The 26,780-nt window shown below is 53.8% G+C and carries 24 protein-coding genes and 1 tRNA gene; 12 read left to right on the forward strand and 13 right to left on the reverse strand.

Translation table 11 applies throughout. The features are described 5' to 3' along the window. Positions 1-48 precede the first annotated feature (48 nt). Positions 49-1,125: a membrane-bound lytic murein transglycosylase MltC gene (gene mltC, locus SSARUM2_RS20660; protein WP_060453169.1), complete on the forward strand. Its 1,077-nt coding sequence runs from the start codon at positions 49-51 to the stop codon at positions 1,123-1,125. A 50-nt stretch (positions 1,126-1,175) separates the two neighbouring features. Here the strand turns inward: mltC and speF are convergent, their stop codons facing one another. After that, positions 1,176-3,341: an ornithine decarboxylase SpeF gene (gene speF, locus SSARUM2_RS20665; protein ID WP_033654703.1), complete on the reverse strand. Its 2,166-nt coding sequence runs from the start codon at positions 3,339-3,341 to the stop codon at positions 1,176-1,178. A gap of 705 nt (positions 3,342-4,046) precedes the next feature. On the opposite strand from speF, the gene SSARUM2_RS20670 reads away from it, so the two are divergent. After that, positions 4,047-4,122, forward strand: a tRNA-Phe gene (locus SSARUM2_RS20670). A gap of 998 nt (positions 4,123-5,120) precedes the next feature. On the opposite strand, the gene SSARUM2_RS20675 is transcribed toward SSARUM2_RS20670, so the two are convergent. From SSARUM2_RS20675 to SSARUM2_RS20720, 10 genes are all read right to left on the reverse strand, one after another. After that, complete coding sequence (locus SSARUM2_RS20675) at positions 5,121-5,663, reverse strand: LuxR C-terminal-related transcriptional regulator (RefSeq protein WP_041036684.1); 543 nt, start codon at positions 5,661-5,663, stop codon at positions 5,121-5,123. A gap of 94 nt (positions 5,664-5,757) precedes the next feature. Continuing rightward, complete coding sequence (locus SSARUM2_RS20680; RefSeq protein ID WP_072270163.1) at positions 5,758-6,744, reverse strand: fimbrial protein; 987 nt, start codon at positions 6,742-6,744, stop codon at positions 5,758-5,760. Between the two features lie 62 nt (positions 6,745-6,806). Then, entirely contained in the window at positions 6,807-7,319 is a 513-nt protein-coding gene (locus SSARUM2_RS20685; RefSeq protein WP_223479953.1) for a fimbrial protein, read from the reverse strand. A gap of 46 nt (positions 7,320-7,365) precedes the next feature. After that, complete coding sequence (locus tag SSARUM2_RS20690; protein WP_049235438.1) at positions 7,366-7,869, reverse strand: fimbrial protein; 504 nt, start codon at positions 7,867-7,869, stop codon at positions 7,366-7,368. A 13-nt stretch (positions 7,870-7,882) separates the two neighbouring features. After that, positions 7,883-8,545, reverse strand: coding sequence for a fimbrial protein (locus SSARUM2_RS20695; protein WP_049235437.1), 663 nt, complete (start codon positions 8,543-8,545; stop codon positions 7,883-7,885). Between the two features lie 35 nt (positions 8,546-8,580). Continuing rightward, positions 8,581-9,114 (reverse strand): fimbrial protein, encoded by a 534-nt coding sequence (locus tag SSARUM2_RS20700; RefSeq protein ID WP_077791485.1) that lies wholly within the window; start codon positions 9,112-9,114, stop codon positions 8,581-8,583. Between the two features lie 56 nt (positions 9,115-9,170). Next, positions 9,171-9,926 (reverse strand): fimbria/pilus periplasmic chaperone, encoded by a 756-nt coding sequence (locus SSARUM2_RS20705; RefSeq protein ID WP_094860153.1) that lies wholly within the window; start codon positions 9,924-9,926, stop codon positions 9,171-9,173. Between the two features lie 14 nt (positions 9,927-9,940). Beyond that, the gene (locus SSARUM2_RS20710) at positions 9,941-12,481 is read right to left on the reverse strand and encodes an outer membrane usher protein (RefSeq protein ID WP_060431354.1); all 2,541 of its coding nucleotides are present in this window, start codon (positions 12,479-12,481) and stop codon (positions 9,941-9,943) included. A 44-nt stretch (positions 12,482-12,525) separates the two neighbouring features. Beyond that, complete coding sequence (locus SSARUM2_RS20715) at positions 12,526-13,068, reverse strand: fimbrial protein (RefSeq protein WP_225369090.1); 543 nt, start codon at positions 13,066-13,068, stop codon at positions 12,526-12,528. A gap of 91 nt (positions 13,069-13,159) precedes the next feature. Further along, a complete protein-coding gene (locus SSARUM2_RS20720; RefSeq protein WP_041036694.1) occupies positions 13,160-13,705 on the reverse strand; it encodes a fimbrial protein in 546 nt (181 codons plus the stop codon). Positions 13,706-14,213: 508 nt separating this feature from the next. Between SSARUM2_RS20720 and SSARUM2_RS20725 the strand changes: the two genes are divergently transcribed. Then, complete coding sequence (locus SSARUM2_RS20725; protein ID WP_049235435.1) at positions 14,214-14,990, forward strand: winged helix-turn-helix domain-containing protein; 777 nt, start codon at positions 14,214-14,216, stop codon at positions 14,988-14,990. 136 nt (positions 14,991-15,126) lie between these two features. On the opposite strand, the gene SSARUM2_RS20730 is transcribed toward SSARUM2_RS20725, so the two are convergent. Continuing rightward, positions 15,127-15,612 (reverse strand): hypothetical protein, encoded by a 486-nt coding sequence (locus SSARUM2_RS20730; RefSeq protein ID WP_033636027.1) that lies wholly within the window; start codon positions 15,610-15,612, stop codon positions 15,127-15,129. Further along, entirely contained in the window at positions 15,602-16,360 is a 759-nt protein-coding gene (locus SSARUM2_RS20735; protein ID WP_060453170.1) for a helix-turn-helix domain-containing protein, read from the reverse strand. Before SSARUM2_RS20735 ends, SSARUM2_RS20730 begins: the two co-directional genes overlap by 11 nt. An 885-nt stretch (positions 16,361-17,245) precedes the next feature. Between SSARUM2_RS20735 and SSARUM2_RS20740 the strand changes: the two genes are divergently transcribed. From SSARUM2_RS20740 to queF, 9 genes are all read left to right on the forward strand, one after another. Further along, positions 17,246-18,541 (forward strand): lysine N(6)-hydroxylase/L-ornithine N(5)-oxygenase family protein, encoded by a 1,296-nt coding sequence (locus SSARUM2_RS20740; protein WP_060453171.1) that lies wholly within the window; start codon positions 17,246-17,248, stop codon positions 18,539-18,541. A 50-nt stretch (positions 18,542-18,591) separates the two neighbouring features. Further along, entirely contained in the window at positions 18,592-19,476 is an 885-nt protein-coding gene (locus tag SSARUM2_RS20745; protein WP_049235432.1) for an ATP-grasp fold amidoligase family protein, read from the forward strand. Positions 19,477-20,079: 603 nt separating this feature from the next. Next, positions 20,080-20,994 (forward strand): alpha/beta hydrolase-fold protein, encoded by a 915-nt coding sequence (locus SSARUM2_RS20750; RefSeq protein WP_049213299.1) that lies wholly within the window; start codon positions 20,080-20,082, stop codon positions 20,992-20,994. Between the two features lie 427 nt (positions 20,995-21,421). Then, positions 21,422-21,832: a GNAT family N-acetyltransferase gene (locus tag SSARUM2_RS20755; RefSeq protein ID WP_004937348.1), complete on the forward strand. Its 411-nt coding sequence runs from the start codon at positions 21,422-21,424 to the stop codon at positions 21,830-21,832. Positions 21,833-21,859: 27 nt separating this feature from the next. Continuing rightward, positions 21,860-22,549 carry a PAS and helix-turn-helix domain-containing protein gene (locus SSARUM2_RS20760; RefSeq protein ID WP_033636032.1) on the forward strand — a complete coding sequence of 230 codons (690 nt, stop codon included), beginning with the start codon at positions 21,860-21,862 and terminating at the stop codon, positions 22,547-22,549. A 20-nt stretch (positions 22,550-22,569) separates the two neighbouring features. Beyond that, a complete protein-coding gene (locus SSARUM2_RS20765; RefSeq protein WP_033649111.1) occupies positions 22,570-23,871 on the forward strand; it encodes a cytosine permease in 1,302 nt (433 codons plus the stop codon). A gap of 529 nt (positions 23,872-24,400) precedes the next feature. Continuing rightward, a complete protein-coding gene (locus SSARUM2_RS20770) occupies positions 24,401-25,015 on the forward strand; it encodes a helix-turn-helix transcriptional regulator (RefSeq protein ID WP_033636033.1) in 615 nt (204 codons plus the stop codon). After that, the gene (locus SSARUM2_RS20775) at positions 25,016-25,912 is read left to right on the forward strand and encodes a queuosine precursor transporter (RefSeq protein ID WP_004937338.1); all 897 of its coding nucleotides are present in this window, start codon (positions 25,016-25,018) and stop codon (positions 25,910-25,912) included. Beyond that, positions 25,890-26,729 (forward strand): NADPH-dependent 7-cyano-7-deazaguanine reductase QueF, encoded by an 840-nt coding sequence (queF, locus tag SSARUM2_RS20780; protein WP_039567184.1) that lies wholly within the window; start codon positions 25,890-25,892, stop codon positions 26,727-26,729. Before SSARUM2_RS20775 ends, queF begins: the two co-directional genes overlap by 23 nt. Positions 26,730-26,780 lie beyond the last annotated feature (51 nt).

Here is a 26,780-nt window from a genome sequence, read left to right on the forward strand (position 1 = left end):
GCGCTGGCCCGCTTCAATCCTCTTATACTTCTTCCAAACGGCTTTAAGATGAAGAAAATTTTAGCTTTGCTCGTAATAGCGCCTTTGCTGATCTCCTGTTCCGGCAAAAAAAGTGAAGATATCAACGAAGCCTGGATCAAAGATACCAACGGCTTCGACATTCTGATGGGCCAATTCGCCCACAACATCGAGAACATCTGGGGTCTGAACGAAGTTCTGATCGCCGGGCCGAAAGACTACGTCAAATATACCGACCAATACCAAACCCGCAGCCACATCAACTTCGACACCGGCGCCATTACCATCGAGACCATCGCCACCACCGATCCGGCCGCGCACCTGCGCCAGGCGATCATCAGCACGCTGCTGATGGGTGACGATCCGGGCTCCATCGATCTCTATTCCGACGCCAACGATATCCAGATCAGCAAAGAGCCGTTCCTGTACGGCCAGGTGCTGGATAACAAGGGCGCGCCGATCCGCTGGGAATGGCGCGCGGCGCACTTCGCCGATTACCTGCTGCAGACCAAGCTGCAAAAACGCACCTCCGGCCTGCACGTGATCTACTCGGTCACCATCCAACTGGTGCCGAACCACCTGGACAAACGTGCGCACAAATACCTGCCGATGGTGCGCAAGGCGTCGGAAAAATACGGCGTGGACGAGTCGCTGATCCTGGCTATCATGCAGACCGAATCGAGCTTCAACCCGTATGCGGTGAGCGGTTCGGACGCGCTGGGCCTGATGCAGGTGATGCAGCACACCGCCGGCAAGGATGTGTTCCAGATGCGCGGCAAGTGGGGCACCCCGAGCCGCAGCTACCTGTTCGATCCGGAGAACAACATCGACACCGGCACCGCCTACCTGGCGATCCTGCAGAACAACTACCTGGGCGGCATTCAGAACCCGACCTCGCGCCGCTATGCGGTGATCACCGCCTACAACGGCGGCGCCGGCAGCGTGCTGCGGGTGTTCTCCAGCGACAGAACGCGCGCGGTGGGCATCATCAACGCCATGCAGCCGGGCGACGTGTATCAGACGCTGACCACCAAGCACCCGGCCGCCGAGTCGCGCCGCTATCTGGTGAAAGTGAATACCGCGCAGAAGAGCTACCGCAGGAAGTAACGCGTTCCGCGTGGATAAATGAGAAGGGCCGGTGCGAACCGGCCCTTTTTCTATGACTTGATCATATAGCCGAAAATGCGCTTCCAGCCGTGATCTTTTTTCTCGATGTAGACCCCCTGCAGCTCCGGCGAGAAGCCCGGCAGGCGGTTGATGCCCTCTTCCAGCGCCAGGAAATAGCGCTGCACCGCGCCGCCCCACACTTCGCCCGGCACCACGCACAGCACGCCCGGCGGGTACGGCAAGGCGCCTTCCGCCGCGATGCGCCCTTCCGCCTGGCCGATCGGCACCAGCTCGACGTTATCGCGGATAAACTCCACGTTGGCGTCCTGCGGGTTCATCACCACCGGCGGGAAATGATCCTGGCGGAACATCTCCTTTTGCAGCTGTTTGACGTCGAAGCTGACGTACAGATCGTGCATCTCCTGACACAGCCGGCGAATGCTGTAACCGCGGTAGCGCTGCTCGTTCTTGCGGTACACCGTCGGCAGCACCACGCTCAGCGGCGCGTCCTCTGCAACATAGCGCTCGAACTGCGCCAGCATCTCCACCAGCTGTTCCATCTTGGCCGGGTTCTCCGCCGGGGTCAGCAGGAACAGGATCGAGTTGAGATCGCACTTCTCCGGCACGATGCCGTTCTCGCGCAGGAAGTTGGCCAGAATGGTGGCCGGCACGCCGAACTCGGTGTATTGGCCGGTCGCGGCGTCGATGCCCGGCGTGGTCAGCAGCAGCTTGCACGGATCGACCAAATACTGATCCTGGGCATAGCCTTCGAAGCCGTGCCACGTCTCCCCCGGCACGAAGGTGAAGAAGCGCGCGTCGTTGGCGATAAGGTCAGTATCGTGATCCTGCCAGTCTTTGCCCGCCACCTGCTGCGGAATAAACGGCTTCAGCTGCGAGCAGCGCTTGAGCAGCTGTTTGCGGGTCTCGATGCCCAGCTTGACGCAGTCCATCCACATGCGGCGCCCGGCGGGGCCGGCATGCATCTTGGCGTTGACGTCCAGCGCGGCGAACAGCGGATAGAACGGGCTGGTCGAGGCATGCAGCATGAACGCGTTGTTCAGGTGCTTGTGGTTGCAGTGGCGCTTTTGCCCTTTGATATGATCGTCTTTCTTGTGGATCTGCGAGGTCTGCGAGAACCCCGCCTGCTGTTTATGCACCGACTGGGTGACGAAAATGCCCGGATCGTGCTCGTCCAGCTCCAGCAGCAGCGGCGAGCACTCTTTCAGCATCGGAATAAAGCCTTCGTAACCCACCCAGGCGGAGTCGAACAGGATGTAGTCGCACAGATGGCCGATGGTGTCGATCACCTGGCGAGCGTTGTAAATCGTGCCGTCGTAGGTGCCGAGCTGAATGATCGCCAGCCGGAACGGCCGCGCCGCCGCCGCCTTCTCCGGCGCCACTTCGCGGATCTGCTCGCGCAGGTAGCGCTCGTCGAAGCAGCGCGCGTCGATGCCGCCGATAAAGCCGAACGGGTTGCGGGCGGTTTCCAGATAGACCGGCGTGGCGCCGGCCTGGATCAGCGCGCCGTGGTGGTTGGATTTGTGGTTGTTGCGATCGAACAGCACCAGATCGCCACGGGTCAGCAGCGCGTTGGTCACCACCTTGTTGGCCGCCGAGGTGCCGTTGAGCACGAAATAGGTTTTATCGGCGTTGAACACCCGCGCCGCGTGCTTTTGCGCATCCTTGGCCGATCCTTCGTGGATCAGCAGATCGCCCAGCTTGACGTCGGCGTTGCACATGTCGGAACGGAACAGGGTTTCACCGTAGAAATCGAAGAACTGCCGGCCGGCCGGGTGCTTGCGGAAGAACTCGCCGCCCTGGTGCCCCGGGCAGGCGAAGGTCGAATTTTCCATCTCGACGTAGGTCTTCAGCGTTTTGAAGAACGGCGGCAGCAGCGCCTGCTCGTAGGCGTCGGCGGCGGCCTCCAGCTGCGCCATGTAGAACGGCTTGCTGGCGCCGGCCAGCAGCGCGAAGACCCCACTGACGAACGGCAGATAGTCCGGCGAGAGATGCTCATCCCCTTCCACCGCCACAAAGGTCGGGATGTCGAACCCCGTCGCCTGCAAGCGCGCCAGAATGCCGGCGTTCACGTCGGCGACCGACACCACCACCGCCGCCACGTCGGTGTAGTCCGTCTGCTCTACGCGCACGATCTGACGCAGCGTCTCAATGGTGGCGACCAGGCTGGCGCTGGTCGCGATTTTCAATTCTTTCATCATGCTGACTCTCAAACGGTGAAGGATGAGGGTGTGCCACCGGCACGGTAATGAGATAACGCGGTTATCCCGGTAAAAGCGATACCCGGGCACGGCAGCATAAGCGGCGTGCGTGACCGGCTCATGATCGGCGATCATCAGGCGGCTATCGGGAAAACTGGTCTTGGCAGCGTCCGACAGGCATCAGTAAAATCAGGGCCGCAGCGCTGGCTTTACGCATGCCTAACAGCGGGCATCAGGCGGCCTTACCGCATGGCCGGCAGGCGTATTCGGGCGGATGGCGTACGGAGGAAACAACGGCGGAACGGTGGCGGCGTCAGATGTCTGGTGCGCAGCAGCGCTTGAGCAACAAAACCAGTCATGCCAATAACCCTCTGGCTTATAAGAAGCGTGAACACCGTCAGGGAACGGAGAGTGCTAAAATTTGCGCAATGATTGCATGATTCGTTGCGGGGTTCAAGCAAGAATCGCCTTGATTGAACGCTCGTTGATTAAATCATAATGCATTGTTATTTAATTAAAAAATAATAACCCACGCTCGTGTCATCGGTATAAATACACGTTTTATATGCATATTTATTGAAAGGCGATATCCCCCCGCCCCCCATCCCGCCGGGTTCGCTGCCTGAAAATAGAGCAACCGATCGGCTTTGTGACAGAAAGCGATTGACGCCATCCGGCCAATACGGTTTAATGCGCCCCGTTGCCCGGATAGCTCAGTCGGTAGAGCAGGGGATTGAAAATCCCCGTGTCCTTGGTTCGATTCCGAGTCCGGGCACCATATTCAGAAGAACCCGCCTATGGCGGGTTTTTCGCTTTCTGGGGTACGGACTCTCCATCGAACTGCGTTCGATTATTCGGCCTGAAGGCCTCACCCTGCGGGCCAGCGCTAAAGCGCTGTTCAACGCGGCGCCAGCGCCGGTTGTCCGAGTCCGGTCGCCCTATTCAGAAGAACCCGCCTATGGCGGGTTTTTCGCTTTCTGGGGGGCGGACTCTCCATCGAACTGCGTTCGATTATTCGGCCAAAGGCCTCACCCTGCGGGCCAGCGCTAAAGCGCTGTTCAACGCGGCGCCAGCGCCGGTTGTCCGAGTCCGGTCGCCCTATTCAGAAGAACCCGCCTATGGCGGGTTTTTCGCTTTCTGGGGTACGGACTCTCCATCGAACTGCGTTCGATTATTCGGCCTGAAGGCCTCACCCTGCGGGCCAGCGCTAAAGCGCTGTTCAACGCGGCGCCAGCGCCGGTTGTCCGAGTCCGGGCACCATATTTAGAGAACCCGCCTATGGCGGGTTTTTCGCTTTCTGGGGTACGGACTCTCCATCGAACTGCGTTCGATTATTTGTCAGGTACGCCATGCGTTAAGCGATAGTGATCAGGGTCGGTTACAGCCAGGCAATCATCAATGGCAGAAAGGTTGTTGTGAGGCGGAAAACACTCTGGTTAGCCTATTCTGTTGGTTAATCAGCAAGTGGCCGCCGGCGAGGAAATGCCTTTCCAGGTGTGAATGAGCAATACCCCGGCGCTTCTTACCAATACCCAAGATGAATAAGCCGGCTTCGCCGTTTATTAAAATTTAACGAGTTGTCTCCTACCATAAAACTTTATGACGGCTAATAATCAGCCGTTTTTTCCTGACTAATTTAAGATGCTTATAAAAAGACAACAGGCTAAATAAAAATAGTATTGCTGCAGAAAGCAAAAAAAACACTTAAGTTCCTTTTGTTAGAAAAAGAAAGCTCTAAAACTGATAAAATAGTAAGCCATCATTTTCAAAAAAAGATTAGTCATCTTGCGATATTAACCAATACATAAATTCTCGATGGCGATTCAGCATCAGTTTTTTCATCACCGAGCGTTTATGGCTATGTACCGTTTTTACACTGACGCCGATCTCCCTGGCCGTCTGCGATTGATCCATCCCTCTTCGAAGGTGGCTGATCACCTGACATTCGCGATACGTAAACGGATGGGACACCAATGGACGTATCACCCCATGACAATTAGCAAAAAGATTCGTCAGCAACGCGCTGAGCGCCTCTCTTCCCCATGTGCGCAACAGCACAAGCGATCGGTCTTCATGGATGCCGGACTTTCGCTCCTTGATCGCCACAATATGCGACGCGGCGCCATAACGCCATAATACCCGCCAATACTGGATACGCAGCGCCGATGAGACAAAAACGATATCGGGATGTTCTTCATCATCTGAGGTTAGAAAGCGCACGCGTTTCGCGTACTCCTGCGCATATTCCTCAATAATTAGCCGCAGGCCAACGGCAAAATAGCCGTTCTCATCATCAATAAGAACTTTTATTGAGCTCATTCTCTCCCCTTTTAAATCTCATACGCTTTTATATAAAAGATGAGTATCCGAAATCTCTATTAATATAAAAGCGTTCCCTTCCCTAAGAGGGAAGTCAAGGTACGCTGAACACTAACGTTGCAGAACCGGAAAATGGCCCCGTATTTATCTCATTAAAAGGAACGTTCTTTTTTATCGGTACGAAGGTCAACGTGTCACTTCCCATACCGTTCACAATTTTTGAATTAAAAATTTCATTGGGCTTTATGACCTTACCTTTATACAGCATGGCAATGCCAATGTTCGCATTTGAAGTTTGAATTGCCTCAGAGGAAAATCCACTTGTATTGCCGACTAAACGAACCGCGATATCCTGACTGGCATTAGAGCCTTCGCAATAATAATCGAGATTCTGGTTCTGCTTAACCACTGCACTGTCCACGCTAGTGGTGAAGTTGTCTTGACTAATCGGCCCAAAATCGACATTCATCTGTTTGGCTTTATTGATGGTGCAGCTAGTCGTAGCAAAGTAGGCGTCATTATCAGCAACCACATCCCATATATAGGGGCCACACAGGGGGCAGCCCGGCTGATTGTTACTTTGTTCCATATAAAACCGCACTAATACATCACCTTTCTGTATAAAAACATCCTGCGAAGGGTTCTTACCCACCTTAATATATAAGCTAATAGGAACCCGGTAAAACGGAGACCCTCCGTGTCCGCCCCCCATAGCAAGCACCAGTTTATCTAAATCAAGCCGATTTCCTGGTATATCATAAGAACTAAACTCTAATTTCACACCAACAGTAAAAGGGTATAACTCAGGCTTTACAACAAGCACTGTTTTCAGCCTCATTTCATCCCACCAACCCGTACTCCAGCTCTCATTTTTACAGGAAATTTGACTGAGACTGGATAGCTCATTTTTCCCATTAACCAAGTTAGGACCAATTTTAACTCTGAGCGGAACTGGCGTATTGGAACCACCCTCCGGAATCACTCCACCATCACTGCTTTTACAGGTGAAGGCTTGCGCCTCACTTACCAATAAAAAGAGCAGTGCGCTCAATAACACATAAGGGGAATAAGTTTTACACATGAAGTCATTTCTCAGTAATTATTCACAATAAGTAAAATAAAACCGACTGCCTTTTACGGTCTCTAAAGATAATCCGCCAACAACGTCGCCGTAACGCTGAATTCGCCCGATGGCAATTCTGCCCCTGCTCTTTTAACCGGCACCGCCTGCAACATGGGCGGGCTGTCAATTGCAATATCGATACGCTTATTTAATTCAAGCGGTTGACCATTCTGCAATATACGGAGCGCCAAATCCGGAATGTTGGTTTGCAGAGCCGCCGTATCAAAGCCGCTGACTGGCCCGAAAAGCGTCAATCCCAACGCCATCCCGCCACCGCCCTGCTCACAGGTAATGCGGTAGTTGATCAATTGCAGGTAATTTTTACCATCCACTTTACTCACCCCTACCCGATCGCCAAAATCAACTTCAACGGTTTGCCCATTGTTGATCGTGCAAGGCGGTGGGGCATTCAGCGTGCCGTAAAAGACCATATCCGCGGTGGCTGCAGCCTGAGCCGCGCCGGTTTGCATCAATGCCAAGAGAGCCAACGCGCTCAGGCGTTTCACTCTTATCGCTTTCCAATACGGACACATCGCTGGGCTCCTTGAAGAAAATATGTTTTGCGCCTCAATCCGGTCGCTACTGATAATCCACCAGCATGGTCGCCGTAGCGTAAAACGAGCCGCCGGACAGCTTCGCATCGTGACGTTTAACCGGCACAGCCTGCAGCAACGGCGTCTCGGGATAAATAAACTTAAACCAGCTATTAGGTGCCACAGGTTTGCCGTTGACGCGTAGCTCGACAGCCAAGTCAGGCATCGTGGTCGTTCGCAACGCATGCTGGTTGAAATCAGAGACATCGCCCTGCAGCTGCATGCGAAGCGCATTCGGGCTGTTACTATGACACTCCAGCGTATAATCCAACGATTTCAGGTAATTACTGCCATCGATACGAGTAGTGACAAGATCGTTGCCAAAATGAGTGACTATTGCCCGTTTACCGTTAATTGAGCAAGGCATCGGCGCAGTCACGGTGCCGCTGAAAGAGATAGCGGTATCCGCCCAAGAGGCGCCGGCGGGTATAACCGACAATGCCAAAAACAGCCATGCCGCCACCCGGAGTTTTCCTCTCACACTTGCCATTTATTTCGCTCCGTCAGTCATAATTCAGCCTGAAATCTATCGTTGCGGCATAAGCACCGGCCCTTAATGGCGCCGGGGTTCGTTCCGGCGCCACCTTATACGTAAGTACATTGTTCCCCTGCTCAAGCAATAGCGGGGCGCCGCGTTCACCCAATCGGGCATCACGCCCCGCGGCATCCGTTACCCGCAGCCCGATGCCTGAAACGCCCACCAATTTGACCAACTGCGGATTATCCGCATCCGCAGGAGCACTGAAACCGATAGTGACCGCCGGTTGATAAGGCGACCAGCTCAAAGAGCCGGTGCGTTCATCTCTGGTGCCGGCGCCTACGCTGCGTAGGCAATCGCGTAACCTCAAGGAAAATGCCACCGGTTCACCACGATCACCGGCCCGCCGCAGCTGCGCGGTGCCGATATCGCCCAAACGTATGTCTTGCCTGGCACTGTCCATCTCCAGCCGACAGGCGCTTTCCGTCAAAGCCCCTCTCACATGCAGCACGCCGTCGGCGCCGTAGGTATCGAGATCGTTTGCCGCTTGCGCTGCAGGCATGAGCCACAGCGTTGTCATAATAATGAGTGGCACCATCAGCGCCAGCCCGCCCAATACGGCGTAATAGCAGAGTTCGTAAGCAACATATGAATATGAGCGATGCACTCTCGCTTTTTCCCTTGTCATATCATCCCCTCCTGAGTAACTGTCGCAGCCCGCCTTCACTCATATTCCAGACCGAAAGTGGTGACGGCTGAGAATGCGCCAAGACTGATTTTCTTTTGCGCTATCGCCTCCCCCTCCGCCTGGATGTAAACCTGCAGTTGCAAACTGTTGGTGCCGTTAACCAGCGCATAGCCTTGACCTGGCTTGTTCAATACGACGGGTTTCCCCTCCGCCGTCGCTATCCCTAAGGCGATGCCGCTGGCCTGGCTGCCGCCATCCAAAGCCAGCAGGCCAGGCAAGGCGGCGCTTTCAGTACCGCTAAACGTGAGCTTTACCGTTTTTCCCACGCTGACGTCGCAATCCTGTAAGGTCAGGCTAAACGGCTTTGCCGGCGTGCGACTGTGCATGTAGAGGTATTTGTCAATAACCGGATCCAACTCCAATTGAATATCTTCATCGCCCATTCGCAACGTACATGGCTCCGTAACCAACGCTCCGTGCAATAACATGTTGTCCGTCGTAGCGACTGAACAATACGAACTCATGCTCGCGCTCAGGGCGAGCGTCAGGCGCAATAACAGGCTTTTCATCTGACCCCCTAGGCTTTGAACACTGGTACTGACGTCAACCAATCGCCATCTCGTCATTAAGACGATTTTTTCTCCGGCGCCACCGTACAAGTCCCGCCGCGACAGTTAAACGCCAATTGCGGACGGCCGCCGTAGTCGTTGATGTAGGTCAGCACCGGGCTACCGCCTACGCTGGAGGCGCTCACCGTCAACGGTATCTGCCCCTTCGGCGGCACCATAAACGGTTCAAAATTATGCGGGCTGGCCGCACCTTTGCCCCTGGCCGCATCGACGATAGTGACGTAATACGGCGTCGGGTTATTGACGATGTACTTGTCGCCCTGTTTGGTCAGCGTCAGCTGCTCCTGCCACGGCGCGGCATTGCGTTCCGGCGCGATCGCCGCCGGGCGGTAGAACAGCTTGATGCGCGTCTGCAGCGCAATCTGCAGCGAGTTCGGCTTGTTGCTCTTCGGCGGGATCTCGCGCAGGTTGAAGTAGTACAGCGTCTCCCTGTCCTGCGGCAGCATCTTCGCCGCCGGCAACGCCTGGATCTTCACCTGGCTCGGCTTGCCCGGCTCGATGCGCTGCACCGGCGGCAGCACCGTCAGTGGGCTCTGGATCTTGTTGCCCTGCGCGTCTTCCAGCCAGCCCTGCGCCAGGTACGGCAGCTGCTTGTTCTGGTTGCTGACGCTCAGGCTCACCGACTGCACGCTGCCATCAAACACCACCCGGGTGCGATCCAGCGCGATGGCGGCATTCGCCGCAGGGGTCAAAGCCCCCGCCAGCAGCGAAGTGGTAGCCAGCAGGCCGATAACGTGACGTTTGCTCATCATAAAAACTCCTAAATTCAGTGTTCGTTGCCGCCGTCGCCCGCGCTCAGCGCCCGACACGGCAGCAGTAAATTGGTGGTCAACATCTCCGCCGGCAGCGGCGTCGGCATCTGCACCTCGCACTGCCCCGCCCCGCCCCAGCGCACCGTCATGCGCTCGCCGGCGTTGATGCCGCTCAGGTAAACGCTGCCGCCGTCGTTGACGATACCGGTCTCCTGCTTGCGGGCGTTCAGCACCGTGGCGCCGAACGGCGGCTCGCTGCCGTCCGCCAGCCTGATCACCGCCATCGCCTTCTCCCCGGCGATCACCGCAAACTTGCGGTAGCCGATAGCCCCTTCCGTCAGCGTCGCCTGCACCACCGATTTGGTGGCCTCGGCGTTATCCCCCAGCTTGTCGAGATCGATGCTGGCCTTGTTGCGGTAGTAACTGTTGACGTCCGTCACTACCGCCTTGCCCCAGCGATTGGTCGCCGCGGCGCTGCCATAGCCGCGCACCGGCACCCCGCTCACGCCTTCGGTATCCAACAGCAGCCGGGTGCTGCCCGGTATGTTGCTACGGTGCAACGCACCGCCTTCGGCGGTCAGCGTCATGCCCCCCTGTGCCGACAGGCCGATCGCGCTGTACCTGTCCTGCTGATAGCTGGCGTTGGCGCTAACGCGCGCCATATCGCTATCGCGGGTGTAATAGCCGCTCAAATTCGCGCCGCTGCGCGAGCCGCCGGCGCTGAGCTGGTAGTTGCTGCGCTCGTCGAGGCGATCGTAATAGCTCACCCGATGGGTGTTGTCGCCGCGGTTAAGCGTGGCGTTATAGCTGACGCTGGCGCCATTGCCCCACGGCACCGACAGCGACAAATAGGCGCCGTCGTCGTTACGCTCGTTGTAGCGGTTGCGGTAAGCCGTTAGCGACAGACTCAGGCTTCTGAACCGGCCAATATCGAAATAACGCGACATCGTCAGGTTGTAACGATCGTTAGCCGGCCGATCCCAATAGGTCTGGTGGTTATAGTTTAAGTACGCGCTCAGCCCCAGCTCGCGCAGTTGCTGGCTATAGCTGATGGTGTACATCTCCTTGCTGTTGCCGAACCGTCGCCCGAACTGACGAGCGTCCAGAAACTCACTCATGCTCATAAAGCTCTGCTCCGAGAAACGGTAGCCGGCGAAAGTGACCTGGCTGTCCAGCTCGTCGAAACTCTTCGAGTAACTGAGCCGGTATGATCCGCCGCTCAGCGTCTCGCGGTCGTAGGGCAGTTTGGCGCGCGACTGGGTGATATCGAATGACATCGCGCCCAATAGCATCAGATCGCGGCCGATGCCCAGCGCCGCAGCATTGTAATCCCCGCCCAGCAGTGCACCGCCGTACAGCGACCAACCGTTGCTCACCCCCCAGGAAAACTCGCCGGTGCCGAACAGCGGCCCTCGATAACGGTGATTCATATCGGAGGGTTTGCCCAAAGCCAGCTTATAGCGCACTGACCCGGGACGAGTCAGATACGGGATGCTGGCGGTGTTCATCGTGAACTCTTGTACGCTGCCATCCTGTTCTTCCACCCGCACATTCAATTCACCAGACACCGCATCATCAATATCCTGAATGCGGAACGGCCCCGCCGCGACCGTGGTTTCGTACAGTACCCGTCCTTGCTGACTGATGATTACCTTGGCGTTGCTTTTCGCCACGCCCACCACCTCCGGCGCATAGCCGCGCAGGTTGGGCGGCAACATACTGTCGTCGGAACGCAGGCTCACGCCGCCGAAGCGGAAACTGTCGAACAGCCCGGAATCGAGATAATCTTCACCGGCGGTCAATTTCGAACGCAGCGCTGACAAAGCCCGATAAGCGTAGTAACGGCTCCATTCCAACCGTTTTTCCGCGCCCTGCCCGGCCCCGCTTTGCTGGCTGATACTCGCTTGCCAGTCGGCCCGTAGCCGCCAGGCCCCCATGTTGGCGCCCGCCGTGCCGTTGCCGCTGGCATTGTATGACCGCGTACCGCCCTTTAACTGACGTTGCGCCTGCGCATTAAGGTTGTAATCGAGCAGCACTCCCGGTATGCCTTCGTCCCAGCGAGATGGCGGCTCCCAATCCTCCGAGATATAGTCCAGATAAGCCTGTGGGATGCTGAGATACAGCGACGACGACGCCAGATCGCCTCGCACCTCCATGCCCTTCAGGCTGGTTTCATTCAGACACTCTCCCTGGTGCCACCAGGTCAGTTCCTTCTGCATCGCCTCTTTCAGCCCCAGCTGTGCCACCAGCGCCCGGTTTACACAGGCGCGGCTACCGTTGGGATCGTCCTCAGGGACATAAAAAGGCACCTGTTGCTCAGGAAGATCGCTTTTATTCACATGCACCGTCATGCCGTAAGTCCCCGGCATAATGTAACCGCCGCGCGTAAACTGGCTCAGATCGATGTTTTTGCGATCGTTTATATCCAATACGTCGGTATTGAATTGGATTTCCTCCACGGCTCCAGCATTGGTCACCAGGCTGCCCAATGCCAGCGCTATCCAGACGCTCAGAATGGGTAAACGAAACGGCTTTCCTGCAGACAAAAACATCATATTCAAACCCTTTACTATAAACGTCCCTGAAATAGCCGGCCGACTCAGTAATAATCCATTTTGAATCTCACCGAAGTAAAATACTCACCCGATCTAAATGGCTGCCTGTTAGTCATTAACTTCATGACATAATCCAATCGACCATTTTTAAATGAATTATTACTTAGCGGCAGAGGTATTCCCGGCCTGACGATATTGCCATCCGCATCGCTGATAGCCAGTGCCACACCCGACGCTTTCCCTCCCACGCCAAACATCTGCCCGTCAACATTGCCGTCAAAAGTTATCTGAAACTGTCTCCATTCAGATATTGAGTTACTCCCCAGTGCTGAAATACAATTCACCAGATGGATACTGAAGGGGATTTCTTTTCCTTGGCCACCCGGATAAATATCCGAAAATGACGTAACATCCAGATCAAAAACTTGTTCACGGCTCTCTGTAGCAATGGCGCAAGCAGCATCATTAATAGCGCCCTGCATGTTTATCCGCCCCTGAAAAAGAGGGGAAGATATAGCTGTTCCCTCAACGCTTAGCACTCCCAAAAACAGGAGAAGTCTTTTCACACCTTTTAAACCAAGTTTCATTACCATTCCCTTTTGAAATAACGTTTATTTATAAATGGCATGCGAGTTCCCCCGCATGCCGATAATCACGCGTATTTCACCGGGTAATAGATTACTGATATGCCAGAGTGAAATCGGCTACGGCTTGGAATTCCCCAGGAACGATGACCGAATCAGAAGCCGAGCTGCCCTGCAGATAAGCAGCAAAGCTCAGTTTGTTACGGCCATTTTGCAGTTCAATCGCATTGGAAGCTTTGCCCAGTTCGATCAGGTTCTTGTTAGCATCGGTAATAGCAATACCTGCGCCTTTCGCCTCACCGGTAATAGCCAGCAGTTTTTTGTCGGTTTCCGAAGCGGTACCGTTGAACGTCAGCGTAACGGTGTTATTTTTCCCTGGCGCTTCCGTTTTCAGATCGCAGCCTTCCAGCTGAATATGAAAATCGCGCGGGGTCGATGCCTTGCTACCGTTTTTCAGCGCCACGTTGGAGATGGCGCCCAGCTCAACGGTCTGATCGATTGACTCAGGCGCGATGGAACATGGCGCATCGATAATGGAACCGCTGAAGGTCACAGTGCCACTGCCCTGATTAGCAGCATGAGCCAGAGAAGAAACACCAAACGCCATAACGGCAGCCAGCATGATTTTATTCAGTTTCATATAACCAATTATCCTTAATCGTATTAATACATAAGGTATTTTCTTAACAATGAGTAATGTGTATCAACGGCCTGGCCTGATGCTTTAAAAAACCAAGCCGCCTTTTCACGCGGCTATTACTGATGTAGTGGATAACCATGGTTAATAGGTCAGCCACATACTATTCAAGGAATAAACCAATTACTCATCCTGATTTCCCAACCGATGAAATCCTCCATCGCCGGGGTGAAGCCACTTTAGCGCCCCTGCCGCAATCTTGAAATATTATTTCATCAAACACGATAAATACGAGATTAAAACCTAATAAACACCATTAAATTACACATAGAATCTAAAAATGACATCTTTTAGTTCAATAATTAGATCTCCATAAAAAATTCATTATGGATAAATTATCACTTAGTGACAGATATCAATATTATTGGAAAACACAGAGAATCAGGGTTATTGAAAAATATAACCTCTCAGCGCAAAATCCCTTCCCGAAACAAAAAATGAGAGGATTCCTATGATTTTCATTATAAACGGAAGGGTTAAGTTCAATGAATACGAAGGAACCCTGGAGAGCGTCAATGCCCCGCACAATATGCAGCCGCTAGCGGCCGCGGCTTGCCGTTTGCTTTCTATTTTCGTCAGGAACAATGAAATGTTGATTAAGCGTCAACAATTACTTGAAGAGGTCTGGGAAGAACGAGGACTAAAAGGAACAAACAGCAACTTGAATAACTATATCTCACTGTTGCGTCGCCATCTGGCGCAACTTGGCGAGACGGAGTTGATAATCACTTACCCCCGGCAAGGCTTTAAGTTCGTTGCAAAAAAAATTAGCCGACACGCCACTGCCGAACCGGAAAAAGAACAAAACATAATGGAGGAAACCGCTGTTCCCACGCAACCGCCGGGGCAAGCCGCCCCCAGAGGGCGTGGTAGCGGAAAATTATTATCGGCCTGGCGGCAGTTTCAGAGTTGGAATAAATGGGTTAATCTCATCCTATTCATCAGCATCGCTGCATTGATCATGGCCAGCCATCAGTACTCCGTGCGTAACAACCTATTCAGCGGCACTCAGTTCGCGGGTTGCCAAATATACAACATGGGGTGGGATTACCCAGAGAAGGAAACGGTAACCGACATGGTAAAGGCCTATGTCAATTGCCAGAAAAAGACTAAAGTTTATTACTATAACAAAATCACGCAGGACAACAGGCAGTTTGAAGAGAAAATGCTCGTATCCTGCCGAGAAAACGCAGGCCGCCAACCTTGCGAAGTGGTTTATATTCCATAAATGAGTAACGTTTTTCACTACCAGTGATACAAAAACAGCAAGATGTCCGTTCACGGACACGTTCAACCTGCCGTTATTTGCTATACACGCCATCACCAACCACATCCCATAATCGTCTCATTATGGGATGTTCCCATCATTTTCTGGTTACGGAACACAGCAGCTCAGGCTGCCTGCCGTAGTACATAATAAAATTGTCATCATTCAATTTGGCAATTTTTAAAACATAGTAATGTTTTTCCTCACCCAACAGAAACGTCTGCGCATCGGAGTAGGTGAAGTTATCCATGGATTGAAGGATTTTCTTTTCAATGGCGACATAGTAGTACCCACGATGATAGTGATACTTCGTTTCGAGCACGCGGGCTATCACCTGCTTCTTTCCATCCCGATAGGCTAAACCGTTAAGCGTAATGGTCGCGCGGCGCCATCCTGAACGCACGATGTTCACGTACAAACCGCTGGTTACCGTCCCATTCGGCGTCATGCGCGTCGTCGATAAAGACGCATTGCACTCAGGGAAATCTCGCGAGGCGGTCAATAAATAAATCAATATAACAATAACAAGGGCAATAGCAGCAGATAATGCCAGGTAGAAAGCACGGCGCGAGCTAACCTTCATTGATCACCTCAAACTCATCTTCACAGTGCGCATCCATATTCTTAACGCGGTGTTTCGGGCAATACGAGATGAAATCAATCAGCTTTTTGTAGTTCGTATAATGGTATGTCAATCGAGAGTAATAAACCGTTGCCGGTACTTCACAATCAAAACCACGGCTTTTGAGCCTTTCCAGGGCGTCGGCAATATACCGCTCGTCGATCCGCTCGCTGGCGTTCAGCGTCTCCACGCGGCAAGATTTGTAGCTGGCGATCTGGGTCTGATAAGCGGTGTCGTAACGTTCGGTAAAAAAGTAAACGCCCGCCAATACCAACGCAATCCCGATAAACAGCAGCGTTACCTTAGGTAAAATGGCATCGCAACGGCGCCGGACGGGTAAAGGCGCGGCAGGAACAGTTTCGTCCTGCGTCATATTGTCCGCCACGGAATGAATGCTGGCGGCGGTAAACATAAATCCCTGCCTCGGCACGGTAACCAGAATTTCGCTCTCTCCCAAACCGGCAAATGTACGGCGCAGGCTGGCGATATAGTTGTTCAGGTTACTGTTCGAGGCCGTTTTGCCATGATCGTCCCAGACGGTGGAAAAAATAAAGTCCCGGCTAATCAAGATGCCGTTATTTTTTACCAACAGCGCGAGCAGACGATTGGCTATCGTGGTGAGCGTCACCGGTTCGAGGTTCTCCTCCGCCAACGCCAGCGTCGAGTTATCCTCATCGAAGATAATTCGGTTATTGATTAAGAACCTCATAATCGCTCTCTTAGACCTACTCCTGGCGCGGATTATAGCTGAAACATAAGAATCTTCCTATCACACGAACAATTAACCGCCGCGCGGTTAGATAAGTCTTTCTCACAACGTAACCACGTCGAGCGTGACGGCCAGCCTCTCTGTCCTTCCGCCGGCATTGAGCCGGTGTCCACTAAACAAACAGCGCATTTTGCATGCAGCATGAGCAATCTTTGCTCAGCCGATGAGTGCCCGCAGGGAGGGAATGCTTAGGATTCAGGAGGGATACAGCGAAGGAAGAGGCTCACTGCAGCAGGAAAAACCCTAGCTCACTGGCTCGCTACGCCATTATAAGTAACACTTCAACACGTTGAATTATATAACAAAAAACAAATCACAACAGGCTGATTTCATAATTTCACTTTTAATTTCATATTTTCAAAACGCCCTCTGCTTCTAATATCATGTTATTTCACCTTCCCAGGACGCATTTTAGGGCTATTCTAGGCAACGAATACTTGATCCCAGAGACATAAGACGAGCGCAGACCAGCGTCGACACGAGAACAACTGATGAAAACCCAACGGCTTTTCTTTTCCCTGGGTTGGCGTTTTTATGGAATGATAAATAAGACTTTATCGGATTTATACCTAAACGAGTTAATTATAAACACACGCAAGCTTTCATTGGGACTTTCATGGAAAGAAATACGCCCGTAGCCTTTACCTGATGTGCTACCGAATTCTAAACGGGCATTTAAATAATGCGGTATTTTTGGCCCGCACACCTTTTAATTACATTTAATTCGTGAAGCTTACTTATAAGAAAAAGGCAGCCTGGTTGCTATAAGCCGCCCTTCTGCAGCCGTATTTCTGGGTATTATTCTCATTATACTGGAGCTTATTAATGAATCAGCGTTTGGATATCATCGGTATTGGTCTTGGCCCGTCGAATCTTAGCCTGGCGGCCTTAGGGAGTGAAATAGAGGGATTTACGGGGCAATTCCTGGAACGCAAACCCCATTTCTCCTGGCACCCAGGGATGATCCTGGCGGATTGCAGCATGCAGACCAACTTTTTAAAAGACCTGGTGAGCGCGGTTGCCCCAACCAACCGGTACAGCTTTCTCAACTATCTGGTAAAAAACAGGAAGTTCTACCGTTTCCTGACCACGGAACAGCGCACCGCATCGCGTGAAGAGTTTGCCGATTACCTCTCCTGGGCCGCCGGCGGCATGCGCTCATTAGCATTTAATCAAGACGTTCAACGGGTCGAGTTTGACGATCGGCAGCGTCAGTTCGTGGTGACCACCTCGAATAAGGTCTTCCACGCCAGGCACGTCAGCATTGGGATTGGCAAGAAAATAAAGTTGCCTGATTGCGTGACAGCGCAAAGCGATCGCTGTTTCCATGCCAGCGAAATGATGCTGCGCAACCCCGATCTGACAGGCAAACGCGTGGCGATCGTCGGCGGCGGCCAGAGCGGCGCCGACCTGTTCCTGAATATTTTTAAAGGGGAATGGGGGCAACCGGAACAGCTCGACTGGATATCGCGCCGCAACAATTACAACGCGCTCGATGAAGCGGCCTTTGCCAACGAATATTTCACGCCCGATTACGTCGAGAGCTTTTACTCACTGGATAGCGCGGCCAAGCGGCATATGCTGGCCGAACAGAAGATGACCTCAGACGGCATCACCAGTGAGTCGCTGCTGGCGATTTATCGCGCCATGTACCACCGCTTCGACGTCCTGCGCGAGAAATTATGGGTGCGCCTGCTGCCCAGCCGTTCGCTGACGGCCGTGAAACACACGCTGGATAACGCCTACCAACTCGAAACGCGCCATCATCTCGATCACGGCGAAGAAGCCTTCAAGGCGGACGTGGTGATCTTTGCCACCGGTTACCAATCGGCAACGCCAGAGTTCCTTGAGCCTTTGGCCCACCGTTTGCTGACCACTGCGGATGGCGAATACCGCATCTCCCCCGACTTTACCTTTGAGTGGGAAGGCCCTGCGGAGAACTGCTTATTCGCCATGAACGCCAGTATGCATAATCACGGCATTGCCGATCCGCAGTTGAGCCTGATGGCGTGGCGATCGGCCCGTATTCTTAATCGCGCTTTAGAACAACAGCCGTTTGATCTGAGTACAACGCCGAGTGCAATTCAATGGCGAAGTGAAGGTGTCTCTCCCACGTTTTAACCGCGAGCACGCCTTAATCATTATCACAGCGCTATGATGGAATGACGTATATGAAAAGACAAATTATTAAATTTATTATAAAGCAGCTGGCCGTATTGGCCCCCGAATTCAAGGCCAGATTGCTCTACAAAAAAGCGTTTGGCAAACCGTTAAACTTGCAGGCGCCGTCCACCTGGAATGAAAAGATCAATCACCTGAAGTTGAATGGCTATAGTCACAATGCGTTGGTGAAGCAATGCGCAGATAAATATGCGGTGAGAGAGTACATCAAAGAAAAGGGGTGCGAAGAGATCCTGAATGAATTGTACTTTGCCTGCGATTCAGTAAACGATATTCCGTGGGACGCGTTGCCGGACAAATTTGTGATCAAAGGGAATCACGGTTCCGGGTATAACCTGATTTGCCAGAATAAAAAATTGCTGAATATCACGAGCGCCAAAAAATTGATCGACGGCTGGATGAAAGACGATTATTGGAAAACCTATGTAGAACTCAACTACAAAGGGATACAAAAAAAGATCATTGGCGAGAAGTATATCGAATCGGCCAATGGTCACGGGCCTGAAGACTATAAGATCTATTGCTTCCGCGGCGTGCCTTACTGCACCTTACTGTGTGTCGGCAGGGATACCGGGTCGCCGAAGTATTACTTCTTTGATAAAGATTTCAAGTTTCTCTGCTACAGCGAGGACTGCCTGGCATTGAGCCAGGAAGAAATAGACGCCTTCGTGAAGCCAGAGGGCTACGATGAGCTGTTTGAGTACGCCTCGCGCTTGTCGGCGCCCTTCGAGTTTGTTCGCGTTGATTTCTACATCTCGCAAGGCCGAATCATTTTTGGCGAGCTGACCTTTACCCCTTCCGCCGGGCTGGATACGGATATTCTGCCGCCGACCGATGTTTTGCTTGGCGAGATGCTGACGCTGCAACAGCACTGATTTTCACCTGGCCCCACGGTGAAGATCGGCAATACCTGCCGGCATGTTCGCAGCCTGCCGGCCGGTATTGCCCTGAGGGTTATCGGGCCGCCGATCTCGCCGGTTCATGCCGCCGTTACAGCAAAACCCCTGCCGGCAATCCCTGGCAGCCCACGCCCGACCCAAGAACAATACCTCAGCCAGACCACATAACCATTTGAAAAATAATGGCATTAAACGATTAATAAGAATCACTTACATATTTATAATAAAATGTTCTATATGTATAGGAAGCTATAATATAAGATACCGGAAAGTTTCCCTGGTGTTGTTGTGTGTCTTTGCCCTATTTTATAGGGCTTTTTTTGCTCAAAATCGTTGATAACCGTGTGTTTTCATCCGCCCTCGCCGTTTCTTCCCTCATAAGAATCATAACCATTTCTAATTAATACTAATCCTTCTTATTCCTGACTTACCAATAATAACAATGAGTTGCTATTAACCCGGCAAAGCAACTGGCGGCGCGCTTCCGGGTTTCGCGGCCGGAATGTCCACCCTAAAGGTAGGTTTTTGCCTGACGCGAACGGATGCTACTATCGGCCTTTTTCGAGGATGTTGATCCGCATGTTCTTGTCCAACCGGCATTTTATCTCCGCGCTTCTGGCGCTCGCCATCGGCCTTTGGCTGCCGGGCTCCGTGCTGGCCAGGCCCGATTTGGAACGCAAGATCGGCACTACCGTAGCCGATAGCGATTCTGCGGATTATCGTTTCAGCGATCTACGCTTCACCTCCGCCGATGGCCAACGGCATTACCGTGTGCGCATCGCCCAGCCGCGTCGGGCGCCTGCGCCTGACGGCTATCCAACGGTTTATTTCCTCGACGGCAATGCGGTGCTGATGGAGTTGAACGCCGCCTTACTGGCCAAATTGGCAGCGGCGAAGCGGCCGCCGGTGCTGGTGATGATCGGTTATGACAACGATCTGCGCATCGATGCCGCCGGCCGCGCCTACGACTATACGCTCCCTCTGCCGGCAGGCATGAAGAAAGCGCCGCGTGCCGGCGGGGGCGCGGATGCGTTCCTGCAATTGATTGAAACTCGGATCAAACCGGCGATCGCCGCCAAACTGGCGGTCGATCCGCAGCGCCAAACGCTGTGGGGCCACTCCTACGGCGGGCTTTTCGTTCTGCACACGCTGTTCACCCATCCCGCCGCCTTCCAGCGCTACATCGCCGTGGAACCCTCACTGTGGTGGGGCAACGGCATGATCCTGCAAGAAGCGCAGCAGATGACGGAACGACGTGCGGTGCCGGCGACAAGGCTGCAACTGTGGGTTGGCCTGGCGGAACGCGATCGCGCGGCTCCGCCCGGCGTGAAGAGCCCCACTCTGCCGGCGGATGCAACGCATTTGCTGGCCGAACAGCTGGCGCAGCTCGGCGGTCTCACCGTCGGCTATCGGGAGTGGCCCGCCTTAGGGCACGGCGCCATGCTGGGCGCGGCCATCGAGCCGGCGCTGAGCAGCGTCATCGCAGAGGACTGAATCCGCGTCTCAGAAGGTATCGGCCACATTTTCATCTGCGGCGCATATCTTCTGATGAGAAGAGTGTTTACTATCTGAGACGGTGAAGGGTGATCGCGGATGGGGGCGTCAAAAAACAAAGTGGCTCCCCCGTCGGCAAGTGAGCTTGCTCTATCCGGTGGAGCCATACAGTACTGCAGTTTTCCCGGTGGGGCCCTGGTGAGGCGCAAGTAGGAATAGATGGTGTTGGCAGGGCATTTCAGCGTTTTAATACCGCCTGTTTCACTATTTTCTTCTCCCTGTGACGCCTACTATAAGCGCCTGCTCACCGGGTGGAAAAGGGTGAAAACCACCCTTGAAATACATTAATTAAAGTGATATTAGAAGCGGTTGGAGCGAAAGCGCCTAGTTCGGTTTTGAATAATTAAATCAGGGAATTATATTAAAAATGAATATTAATATCACCGACAAACCCAACCCGCAGGATGAAGAGTTCGTTATCGACAGCCTTTGGGCGCACAATCACAAAACCCAGCCCGTAGACATTCACCCGCTGTTCCTGACCGTCACCGACGACAACCAGCAGATCGTCGGCGGCCTGGTCGCGCGCACCTGGTGGGGCGGCCTGGAAGTGCAGTATCTGTGGGTCGGCGATCAATGCCGCAAAAGCGGATACGGCCGCCAATTGATGGAGCTGGCCGAAGAAGAAGCCCGCAAGCGCGGTTGCCATATGGCCTATGTCGATACCTTCGATTTCCAGGCCAGAGGCTTCTACGAAAAACTGGGCTACCGGGTCTACGGCGAGCTGGGCGACTATGCGCATCGCCACACCCGCCATTACCTGGCTAAAAGCCTGTAACGCAGCCTGAGCGGCACAGAGGTGGGTATGGGTTCATCGCATAAAAATAATGAATCTTATTTTAAGGGCCTCATCACCATGATGGAGCACCTGAGCGAACCCTGGGGCATCAAAGATCAGCTGTCCCGCCACCTCTATATGAACCGCGCCGCTTATCTCTATACCAATACGCCGCTGAATTTCGACGTCGCCGGTAAATATGACCACGAATTCCCCGCCGACTGGGCCGACTCCGCCGCCGACTTTATCGAGCATGACAAGATGACCGAAGCGGCGCGCGATCGGGTCACGGTCATAGAAACGCACTACTGGTACGGCAAAGACAGCCTGACGCCGTTTATCAGCGAAAAGCTGCCGGTGTACAACGATGACAAACAGGTGATTGGCGTGATCTGGAACGCCAAGCCGATGAACAGCCTGTCGCCGCTGAAATACATCAATCAGCAAAAACCCAGCGTGTTGACCACCGAAGTCAATAACGAGCTGTTCACCCGTGCCGAACTCGATGTCATTTTCCTTATGCTGCAACGATTTACGGTGAAAGAGATCGCCAAAATCTATAACGTCAGCAATAAGACCATCGAAAACCGTATTTATAACATTTACCAGAAGGCCAACGTGCATACTCAGCAGCAATTTGAGGAATACTGCAAATACGCCAATCTGGATAACTACATTCCCGATCGCCTGATAACCAAAGGCATTCAGTTTATTTGAACCGCAAGGAAGATCTCACCGTGATAAAGATCGAAGATTATCCGCTCACCCGGGTGCCGCAGGATAAACGAGTTTCGTTTTTAAGCGTGGCCATCGTGCATATGGGCATGTTGACCGCGCTGGACCAGTTCATGCTCGGCGCCGTGCTCGGCAACTCCATGACGCTGATTGACGCCTTCACCGCCATTTTCGTCGGCAGCCTGATCTTCGGCGTGGTGACCTACGGCCTGGGGCTGGCGGGCATGCGCGAAGGCATTTCCGGCAGCCTGCTGGCGCGCTGGTGCGGCTTCGGCCGTCTGGGCTCGGTGCTGATCGGCGTGGTGGTGGCCGTCAGCCTGCTGGGTTGGTTCGGCATTCAGAACGCCATTTTCGCCAAGTCGCTCGACTTCGCGCTCGGCAATAAGCTGGGCTTCGGCCTGGCCGCCGGGCTCTCGGGCACGCTGCTGACCATCCTGGTGGCATTCGGCTTCAAGGCGCTGCGCATCGCCGCCCGTATCGCGGTGCCGATGTTCATCATGCTGGTGGCCTATATTTCGGTGACCGCGCTTTCCGGCCATAACCTGCAGGAGATCATCCAGCTGGCGCCGCCGGGTGAACCGCTGACCATCAGCGCCGGCATCACCATCGTCGTCGGCGGCGCCATCGTGGCCAGCCTGATGACCCCCGATCTGACTCGTTACTCCAAAAACGGCAAGCACGTGCTCGGCGTCACGCTCTTCACCATCATCGCCGGCGAGTTCGTGGTGAACGGCCTGGCGATCCTGATCGCCAAAACCCTGGGCACCGCCGATGTGGTCACCATCATGTCACAAGCGGCCGGCGGCGCCGGTTTGCTGGTGGTTGTGTTCTCCACCCTGCGCGTCAACGATCTCAACCTGTACTCTTCTTCGCTGGGCATCGTCAACGCGGTGGAAGGCATCACCGGCAAAAAGCTGAAGTACACCTACACCACGTTGGTGATCGGCATTCTTGGCACCACGCTGTCGGTGCTGGGCATTCTTGACCGCTTTGTCGACTTCCTGACGGTGCTTGGCGTGGTCTTCCCGCCGATTATCGGCATCATGCTGGTGGACTATTACCTGCTGCGCAGCCACCGCAAGATCCTGGACGAGAGCCGCCGTACCGGCCAGCTACCGAGCGAAACGCCGACCATCGGCTGGGCGGCGATCGTCGCCAGCATCGTCGGCGGCGCCGTTGGCCTTGCGACCGAATGGGGCGTGCCGACCATCAACTCTCTGGTGGCCGCCAGCCTGCTGTATTGGGTGCTCAAACTGGCCTTCAGCCGGGCGCAAAAACCGCTGGCCTCACAGAAATCGCTCTGATTTTCGCGCACGCGTTAATGCACTCCTCCGGTAACGGGGGAGTGTTTGATGCTCGAAAAGGGAGATTCAGTGCAAAAGAATAGGCCGATCGCGCAGACAAACGGCCGTGGTAGTTAGGGTCCCTGGTGTCGGTAGCAAGCTATCCATTATGCTCAGAGTGTGGCAACGCCCCCTCTGGGCTTTTTATTATAAAAATTGTTGGCTTCCGTGTTTGATCATAAAGAAAAACTTCAGCTTGCATGAACAGTAGCCCATGAAATCGGTTTTGGTCAACATAAAAGTAAACATAAAACCGGCTTTTGTGTTCACTTTTCCATAAGCAAAACCTAATCAATTGATTTACACGGCTTTATCTTTCGCACAGAGAAAGCAGGCCACCCCCGCTGACATCACTGCGCTAAACGGCTGACGAGAAACAATAATTACCGCCAATAATCAGCCTGTTACCCGCGCGTCCGCGCCTTTTTATCTGGACAACGCCAGTGCGTAGGATATAGTGAAGCCTGCGTAATGTTTGTAAGGACAGCCAATGAAAACCACCAACGCACAGCGCAAAATCAACATCATTAAAAATATTGAATATCTGATGCGTACCCGCGGTGAAACCAAGGCTTCCTTTTCCAATCGCAGCGGCCTGACGCGCACGACTCTCTACAAAATTCTTGACGGAAGAGTGAACAACGTTCAGCAATCCACCGTGAATCGGATCTCCGATTTCTTCGGTGTCTCCTGTGAAGAGATCGAAGACTACGATCTGGAAAAGCTGGAGCTGCTCAACGAGACGCTGTCCACCGAGGGCAACAAGAACCCTTCCGCCATTCCGGTGATCCCGCAGTCGCGCTATCTGGCCGTCTCGCAGCGCAAGATCGGGCAACTGGTCACCGAGTTTCCTCTGACTTATTTCTTCGGCGATGAGTCGAACATGTTGGCAATGAAAATAGAGACCGAAATTAAAGGGTCATTTATTCCCGGCGAGATCATCATCATAAAACGTCCGCCGGTACTGATTTGCGATTCGCCTTTGCTGTATCACTCGGGAAAAAGCGGCTTCTTTGTGGTTGACGACAAAGACAGCGAAAGCATGGACAAACGCCCTCAGGACACCGTGCAATTCCTGGGTTACATCGTTGGAGAAAGGTTATAAATGGAACCGAATCAGAAGTTCAAGCTGTTGGGCTTCACCCGGCATGGCACCATCGCGGCCAATGTCATGGTATTGGCCACCGGCAAAACCATTACCATGGGGCTGAATGAGCTGGCCGACAGCGAAATATCGGAAGATCTGAGCCGGCACGAGCTGCAGGCGCTGTACCGCAAACTCTATGGCGACAACCAACAAAAAACCGCCTACGAGCTCAGCGATCGCCATGAACGATCCTGGTACGCCTACCTGATTATTACCGTGGCGCTCAGCGTGATTTATATTTTCTCAACGCTGTGCGGCGTCAAGCCGATCCAAATCCCGGTGCTGAATCTCATCACGCCGCCGGCGATCTTCATCTACCCGCTCACGTTCATTCTGGTGGACATTCTCAACGAATTCTACGGGTTGCGGCTGGCCAGGCGCACCATCATCATCTCGTTTATCGCCAACCTGACCTTTGTCCTGGGGGTCTGGGTGACGACGCTGGTGCCGAGCATTCCGCAGTGGGAGTACAGCGAGACCTACAACGGCATCGTACACAGCATCATGGCGGTGCTGGTGGCCTCGTCAGCGGCCTATCTGATCTCCGAGAACGTCAACTCCTACCTGCTCTGCAAAATCAAAGAGTTGACCAACTCCCGCTACCTGTTTGTGCGCGTGATCACCAGTACCGTAGTGGCTTCGGCCATCGACAGCGTGGTGTTCTGTACGCTGGCGTTCTACAACGTGCTGAGCTGGGACATCATCAAAACCATGATCCTGTCGCAGTTCCTGATCAAGGTGGTTTACGCCCTTCTGGGCGTCGGGCCGATCTACGCCACCCGCAGTCTGTTTAACCGCTACATCAATACCGAACAAGCAAAGGGCAATGAATATGCATATCCAAAAGCAAGATAAGATCACCCATCTTGGCGCCAACTCCGATTATCCGGATCAATATGCTCCCGCATTGCTCGAAGCCTTGCCGCGCGCGCGCGGCCGCGATCTGATCGGCGTGGACGAGCGGCAGCTGCCGTTCAGCGGCTTTGATCTGTGGACCGCCTTCGAGCTGTCCTGGCTCAACGCCAAGGGTAAGCCGGTGGTAGGCATCGGCGAATTTACCTTCCCGCACTCCTCGTCGAACCTGATCGAATCCAAGTCGTTCAAGCTGTATCTCAACAGCTTTAACCAAACGCGCTTCGACAGCGTAGAACAGGTGAGCGCCGCCATGCAGCAAGATCTGTCGCAGGCGGCCAACGGCCAGGTCACCGTCAAGCTCTATCCGGGGCTGGAAGGTTACCCGGCGCAGATCGAGCGCCTGCCGGGCATCAACATCGACGATCTGGATATCGCGGTCGACGACTTCGCCTTCAAACCGGAATACCTGAGCGGCGCAGCCGAGAGAGGGGAACCGGTGTCGGAGACGCTGTCTTCCAATCTGCTGAAATCCAACTGCCTGGTCACCAACCAGCCGGACTGGGGCAGCGTGGTGATCCGCTATGAAGGCCGCAAAATCGATCGCGAAAGCCTGCTGCGCTATCTGATCTCCTTCCGCCAGCACAATGAATTCCACGAGCAGTGCGTCGAGCGCATTTTCAACGACATCAAGCAGAGCTGCCGCCCGGAAAAACTCAGCGTGTTCGCGCGCTACACCCGCCGCGGCGGCCTGGACATCAACCCCTTCCGCAGCGATTTCGAAACGGCGCCGGCGCTCGGCCGCCTGATCAGACAGTAAGCGTTATCCCCCAATGCTCCCGCCGGGGAGCATTGTTTCCCTCGCATTCAT

Source organism: Serratia sp. K-E0102, from assembly GCF_029962625.1.
In the GTDB taxonomy this organism is placed as follows: domain Bacteria; phylum Pseudomonadota; class Gammaproteobacteria; order Enterobacterales; family Enterobacteriaceae; genus Serratia; species Serratia sarumanii.